The sequence below is a fragment of the Nostoc sp. 2RC genome (genome assembly GCF_014222165.1).
Taxonomy (GTDB): domain Bacteria; phylum Cyanobacteriota; class Cyanobacteriia; order Cyanobacteriales; family Nostocaceae; genus Nostoc; species Nostoc linckia.
The window spans coordinates 1-6704 of the sequence record NZ_JACKZU010000421.1; the positions used below are offsets into that span (position 1 = coordinate 1).

Here is a 6704-nt window from a genome sequence, read left to right on the forward strand (position 1 = left end):
GGGTAAAGGGTAAGGGATTTAAAACCTTTCCCCTTTCCCCTTTCCCCTTTACCCTTTAAAGAGCCAAGTCATGAAAGCGAACTGCTAGTGGAGTAATTGCGATATCCCGTCCTTCTTCAATAATCGGTCTACTTAATTCTCCTTGCAGCATTTGTAAAGCAATTAACAGTAACAATAGTTTTCCTGTTACTCGTAAAGAGTCGATACTGATTTCTAGATAATTCAAAATTGTTTGTCCAGCAAAAGCAAACAACAAAAGAACTGCGATCGCAACGATAATTGCTTTATCTATCACCTTATTTCTTTCTTCTGGCATCATGCCCTTAGTTAAAACTAAAACAATCGGTATATTGCCCACAGCATCTGCCAAGACAAACACAGCAATAAATGTCTGAACCAGAATCGAAATATCCACAACAGCTAGCTATTATTAAGGTTTCCTCACAAATTAATCGCAATCCTGCTGAGTTTGCCAGAAGCCAGAGGAGGATTAAAATAAGCGATGGGAATAATTAAGTTTGTTCAAGAAAAGCAACAAGTCATCGATTTTTAATTAAGTTTCACAGATGCTGAAGTAGCGATATATTTTGATAATCTATTTTCCATAAATCAACTATTCGTTGTTGAATCTATGAAGTCTTATTTAGCCGCCGCTATTCAATTAACCAGTGTGCCGGATCTGCAAAAAAATTTGGCACAGGCAGAAGAATTAATAGATCTTGCCGTGCGTCAAGGTGCTGAATTGGTAGGTTTACCAGAAAACTTTTCTTTTATGGGAGAAGAAAAAGACAGACTTGCCCAAGGAGATGCCATTGCTATTGAAAGTGAAAAATTCTTGAAAAAAATGGCTCAGCGTTTTCAAATTACCATCTTGGGCGGTAGCTTTCCACTTCCGGTAGATAATACAGGCAAAGTCCACAATACTACTCTACTCATTGACCCAAGCGGCCAAGAACTTGCCCGCTACTACAAAGTACACTTATTTGATGTGGATGTCCCCGACGGTAACACCTATCGCGAATCCAATACTGTTTTGGCTGGTAGGCAACTACCTCCAGTTTATTTTTCAGAAAAACTTGGTAATTTAGGACTTTCTATTTGTTATGATGTGCGCTTCCCAGAACTGTATCGTCATTTAGCAGATAAGGGAGCCGATGTGTTGTTTGTTCCCGCTGCCTTCACCGCCTTCACTGGAAAAGACCACTGGCAAGTATTATTACAAGCAAGAGCCATCGAAAATACTGCTTACGTCATTGCTCCGGCTCAAACAGGCAACAATTACAGCCGCCGCCAAACCCACGGACACGCTGTGATTATCGACCCTTGGGGAGTAATTTTAGCGGATGCTGGCGAAAAACCGGGAATTGCGATCGCTGAAATCAAACCCACCAGACTCGAACAAGTCCGTCGTCAAATGCCCTCTTTGCAGCATCGGGTGTTTTAGGGGCAGGGGAGGCAGGGGAAAAGGTTAAAGGGTAAAGGGTAAAGGGTAAAGGGATAAATTTAACCTTTCCCCCTTACCCCTTTCCCAATGCCCAATGCCCAATTTTCATGAATCAAACAAAAAAACTGGGTGCATTAAGCTCACCCAGTTTATTTATTTCAATATTAAAATTCTCATTTTTTTAGGAGCATAGAAATACTTTTGCCCCTATTTATGAATGAAAGAAATTGAGAATTAGGAAGATTCTAGTAAATGGCTATCTTAACCCAGTCCCTAGTCCCCAATCCCCAGTTTCTTTAATTATTAAACTTTGGCAGCTGCTTTGGTGATCACTTTAAGTTCACCCTTGGCATACTTAGTTGCAAAATCATCCAGAGAAATCTGCTTAATCTTGCTAGCATTACCAGCTGTGCCAAATTGCTCATAGCGTTCGGCACAAACTTTTTGCATGTATTTGATAGAAGGCTTGAGGAAGTGACGGGGGTCAAATTCCTTAGGAGCTTTAGCCAAAGCTTCGCGCACAGCGGCGGTAATTGCCAAACGGTTGTCGGTGTCGATGTTCACTTTACGAACGCCGCTCTTGATACCTTTTTGGATTTCTTCTACAGGTACACCGTAGGTTTCAGGAATAGCACCACCGTACTCATTAATCAAAGCGATTAAATCTTCAGGTACGGAAGAAGAACCGTGCATTACTAGGTGAGTGTTAGGCAGACGACGGTGAATTTCTTCAATGCGGCTGATTGCTAAGATTTCTCCAGTCGGCTTGCGGGTAAACTTGTAAGCACCGTGGCTAGTGCCGATGGCAACTGCCAAAGCATCTACTTGGGTTTGCTCTACGAAGTCAACAGCTTGGTCGGGGTCGGTTAGCAGTTGGGAGTGGTCGAGTGTACCCTCAAAACCATGACCATCTTCAGCTTCACCAGCACCAGTTTCTAGAGAACCCAAGCAACCGAGTTCGCCTTCGACGCTGACGCCCAAAGAATGCGCTACATTTACAACTTCGCGAGTCACATTGACGTTGTATTCATAGCTAGCAGGGGTCTTGGCATCAGCTTCCAAAGAACCATCCATCATCACGCTGGTGAAGTTGTTCTTAATTGCTGAGTAGCAGGTAGAAGGAGCATTCCCATGATCTTGGTGCATGACGATGGGAATTTGGGGATAGGTTTCTACCGCGGCCAAAATCAGGTGACGCAGGAAGTTTTCTCCAGCATAAGCACGAGCGCCACGAGAAGCTTGCAAAATCACGGGGCTATCTGTATCTACAGCAGCCTTCAGGATCGCTTGAATCTGTTCCAAATTGTTAACGTTGAAAGCTGGGATGCCGTAACCGTTCTCAGCCGCGTGATCCAACAGCAGCCGCAATGGTACAAGCGCCATAGATAGTCCTCCTAATGTGGTTGTCAGCTAGTCGGTGTGAGAGAAGCGTAATAATCACGCTAAATCTTAAGAGTTTTTTCAACTTATAGGAAATTATAACTAGTGTTGTGTGCTTATGTTGAAAAAGTTTAAGTTAAAGTTACTGTCAATATGGTCTATGGTGCTGTAGAGTCAGCTACCCCCAAAGTCAAGGCTTTTGTAGCCATGTATGCTAAATCATCGAGTAAAGGCGATCGCTTCAGTCTAAATCTACTAATTGCTCTACAAATTCCGCGTGTTCGGGAGATTGCAAGCCTGTTTGTAAAATAGTTAACACAGACTGCATATTCCCTGCTAACAACTCTGCAACCGCTAACCACAACCCAGGAAAAACCCGACTTCGCAAAATTCCACTGCTATCACTCGCTAACTCTAGATATTCACCCTGTTCCAAATAAAACCAACTCAATTTTTCATCAAGTACTTGCCAAACGATGTATTCTTTGACTCCATTGCGGCGATAGGCTTGTTTTTTGGCATGGAGGTCGATGGCAACGCTACTGGCAGCAATTTCGACAATTAGCTCTGGTGCGCCTTCAATATAATCATCTTCACTCAGCTTTGCTTGACCACCTGCTTTTGGATTGATCAGGAGAACTGCGTCTGGTTGAGGTTCGTTATCTAAGTCTAGGCGCACTGTGGGTTCAACTCCCAAAGCTACACCAGGTGTAGCTGCTTCGTAAGTAAATAACCAACCAATAATCCAACCATGTGGTTGACCGTGACTTCTAAAACGCAAAGCAGCAGGCATAATATAGACAATTCCCTCTATCAATTCCGCTTTTTTCAAGTTAGGCGTGGCGTTGTAGCGCCGCTCAAATTCATAACGTGTGAGTTTGTCGCCATTTTCCAACAAGGGAATTGTCCAATGCTGTGGAGGTGTTTTTACCATAACGATGGTATTTTGGTTGAGCCTATGCCCATCTTATCGAACTAGGGAAATTGATGGTAAGTGTTTTGTAGTAACTAAAGCGATCGCCAAGGTCAATTTTGGAATTTTTCGAGTTCAAAGCTTTTTTTGCTGAATTTGAGTCAAGCTATCAAACAAACTTTAAGCACGAGAACCGTTTTTTAACATACTTTGTAACCATTTTAGAGCGTTTTTAACTTCTTCGTGGGCAGGGTAAAGCAACTGCTGACTCAGGGCGTTTCGATAAGCTTCGATAGCGCCTAATTCGTCTTTCAATTGCTCTAAGGCTCTTGCTTGCCAATAAAAAGCCGTAGCTGGATCGAATTCCATTATTTTTTGGGCTTGCAGGCAAGTTTCTTGCCAATAACGCCGACTGACGGCATTATTTCCTAACACTCGATAACTCTCCCCAAGCCAAACTAGTCCAGGTAGAGATTGTAGATAAGCTCCTTTTTCTGGTAAAAACTGCCATCCTTGTACTAACGCCTCTACCGCTTCTTGGTGTTTTCCAGCCAACGCCAAAACTCGTCCATAACAAAACCAAGCATCTGGTAACTGGGGTTGAAGTTGTGTTCCTCTAGCACAGACACTACACCCCCACTCAATTTCTTTGAAACTTTCCACCAGCACTCGCCCTGCTGTAGCCCAAGCACTCCAGCGTTCGGGAAAACGCCGCAGCATCTCTTCTGCTAAGGGATACAGTTCATTTAATTTACCCGCCGCAGGCAAAATATCGCACAACCCTCGATAGATTTCACAATCATTGGGATACAAATGATAAGCCTTCAAAATCGCCTCGGCAGCTGGTTTGTTTTCGCCTGTGTCGGCCAAACACCGCCCATAATAATACCAACCAGTAGGATTATTGGGGTGCTTCTCAGTAAATTGTGCTAATACTGCTACCCCTTGTGCCCAATCTCCTCGAAATATGTGATAGTATGCTAAGAATTTGTGGAATTCGGGTGCATTTGGCGCTTGTTGCAAAGCAGAGCCGATCATCTTTTTTGTCTGTTTGCCTTGTTCGCCTAATACCAATCTCATGCGACAACGCTCCTCCAACTGTCGTTGAAGTACTTGGAAATCATCAGGAGCTAACTCTATAACTTTGCTCAATTTTTGCCCAGCTGCTTGAACGTTCCCCAATGCTATTAACGCGTCATAGCTGAGAATCAAAGCAATGATATCATCTGGATCGATGGACAACACTGCATCAAAGGCTTGCAAAGCTGCAACAGTATTTTCCATTGCCATATGTACCTGTCCTAAAGCAAGCCAGTGAACTACTTTGTCAGGCTCCAAGAAAGCAGCAGATTCAAGAGCTTTAATTGCCTTTTGGTTGTTACCTTTGCAAGCTTCAATCAATCCACTTATGTGCTGCCGATTTGCTTCATGATGCGACAAGGGCAACATGTTTTCATAAACTTCTATAGCCTCTGTCTGTCGTCCTATGAGATGCAAGATTTTTGCCAGTTGTAGCCGCGCGTCAAGCAATTGGGGTTGTCGTTCAATCACTTGCTGATATTCCTCAATAGCTTGCTCCCATCGGCCCATTGCATAAAACAACTTAGCTAATTCGAGGCGTTTTTTCCATCCTTGGGGATACTGCTGCATGTACTTACTTAATGTTTTGAGTTTCTGAGCTTGTTTAATTGGTTTTTCATCTAAGAGTAAGCAAGCATTCATCTCCACCGCAGAGGATTGGGAGAACTGTGCCAAGAGTGTGGCAAGGTTTTTAGACATATAGCGGTTACTTTATAATTAATTTCATCAACAATATTTGGGGTTGCGATCGCTACTTCCCATTCAGATGTCACTGTTCGATGGCATCATTAACATTGCCTCCCATCCACTGAAGACAGTGATTGATAATCTTGATATTGTTTGTTGCCACAAGTGCCAAATTTCTATATGTACGTAGGCATAGCCCATCGTAGATATCACATTGGGGCGCTTGCCTAACATTTTTGGCATTGAAGTTACAGTTCATCAACCCATTGGGCATATTAAAGCTGGCCTCATTTAACTCTTGGAGGCTTTTAGAAGTATTTTTCATAGGTTAAATTAACCTAATATTGGAATATATTGTGTAATCTCAAGGAGAATTCTCTTTAATATTGAGCATACTCACTGAAACTGTGATGAGTGTCTGGAAAGAAGTGTTGAGTATAGTAAAAGTTACTCTCACAACTGGGGTTAACTATATTTCAATGTAGTCCTTTGTGTTCAAAAATGAAACTAATAAATCTCATACAGATTTCATATACTTGTACTTAACTTTTGAAGAAACCCTCCCTGTTGGCAATGAGGTGTAAGTAAAGAAGGTCTAATGGCTACCAAATGATGCGTATCAGTATATCTACTGTCAAGAAACACTTTTAGCCAAGTTTGAGAAAGGCATAGTTGTCAACAATCTAAATCACATACTCTGATTTATTCACGACTTACGCAAAAATAAGGTAATTTTGTCATTAGGAGCGATCGCCTACTCCTACACAGAAGCAAGCTACGCGTTCGCGCAGCGTGTCGCAGACAAGCATCTCCTAGAAAAGTAATCCTTCTGACGCTGGGATTGCTTCCCTACACTCTTTTTCCGTCGCAATGACAATATCAGCGTTGCGTAAGTCCTATTATTATTTGAGAAATATATAGCAATCCTATTTATAAAAAAAATTAAGTACTTGATATAAAAAGGTAAAGGAAGATTTACAGGAATCTAAAAATTTTGATACCAAATTGTCTGGATATTAGTCATAATTATCAATCCGGAATTGAACACGATATTCAGCATATATTAGCAGTAAATTTTATTTTCTAAAAAAAAATCAAACCGTCTAGCAATATTGAAAGTTTGTATCTCTTACAGTTTCTAATTTTGTTATGATTCAATTTCATTATTCGATAATAATTGCTAGTTTTGTTTGCTAGAGA

General features: G+C 41.8%; 5 protein-coding genes and 1 pseudogene. 1 reads left to right on the forward strand and 5 read right to left on the reverse strand.

The features are described 5' to 3' along the window. Positions 1 to 79 precede the first annotated feature (79 nt). A pseudogene (locus GNE10_RS30265) lies at positions 80 to 415 on the reverse strand (MarC family protein); the annotation flags it as partial. 216 nt (positions 416 to 631) lie between these two features. On the opposite strand from GNE10_RS30265, the gene GNE10_RS30270 reads away from it, so the two are divergent. Further along, a complete protein-coding gene (locus GNE10_RS30270) occupies positions 632 to 1444 on the forward strand; it encodes a carbon-nitrogen hydrolase family protein (RefSeq protein ID WP_099072818.1) in 813 nt (270 codons plus the stop codon). Between the two features lie 303 nt (positions 1445 to 1747). Here the strand turns inward: GNE10_RS30270 and fba are convergent, their stop codons facing one another. From fba to GNE10_RS30290, 4 genes are all read right to left on the reverse strand, one after another. Continuing rightward, entirely contained in the window at positions 1748 to 2827 is a 1080-nt protein-coding gene (fba, locus tag GNE10_RS30275; protein WP_185569484.1) for a class II fructose-bisphosphate aldolase, read from the reverse strand. A gap of 238 nt (positions 2828 to 3065) precedes the next feature. Continuing rightward, entirely contained in the window at positions 3066 to 3758 is a 693-nt protein-coding gene (locus GNE10_RS30280; RefSeq protein ID WP_185569486.1) for a Uma2 family endonuclease, read from the reverse strand. A 159-nt stretch (positions 3759 to 3917) separates the two neighbouring features. Then, positions 3918 to 5516: a tetratricopeptide repeat protein gene (locus GNE10_RS30285; protein ID WP_260447090.1), complete on the reverse strand. Its 1599-nt coding sequence runs from the start codon at positions 5514 to 5516 to the stop codon at positions 3918 to 3920. Between the two features lie 70 nt (positions 5517 to 5586). Then, the gene (locus GNE10_RS30290; RefSeq protein WP_185569488.1) at positions 5587 to 5829 is read right to left on the reverse strand and encodes a hypothetical protein; all 243 of its coding nucleotides are present in this window, start codon (positions 5827 to 5829) and stop codon (positions 5587 to 5589) included. Positions 5830 to 6704: the final 875 nt, after the last annotated feature.

Excerpts from the sequence above, each read along its gene's own strand:
- GNE10_RS30270 (WP_099072818.1), top strand. The coding sequence starts at position 632 with ATGAAGTCTTATTTAGCCGCCGCTATTCAATTAACCAGTGTGCCGGAT.
- fba (WP_185569484.1), bottom strand. The coding sequence starts at position 2,827 with ATGGCGCTTGTACCATTGCGGCTGCTGTTGGATCACGCGGCTGAGAAC.
- GNE10_RS30280 (WP_185569486.1), bottom strand. The coding sequence starts at position 3,758 with ATGGTAAAAACACCTCCACAGCATTGGACAATTCCCTTGTTGGAAAAT.
- GNE10_RS30285 (WP_260447090.1), bottom strand. The coding sequence starts at position 5,516 with ATGTCTAAAAACCTTGCCACACTCTTGGCACAGTTCTCCCAATCCTCT.
- GNE10_RS30290 (WP_185569488.1), bottom strand. The coding sequence starts at position 5,829 with ATGAAAAATACTTCTAAAAGCCTCCAAGAGTTAAATGAGGCCAGCTTT.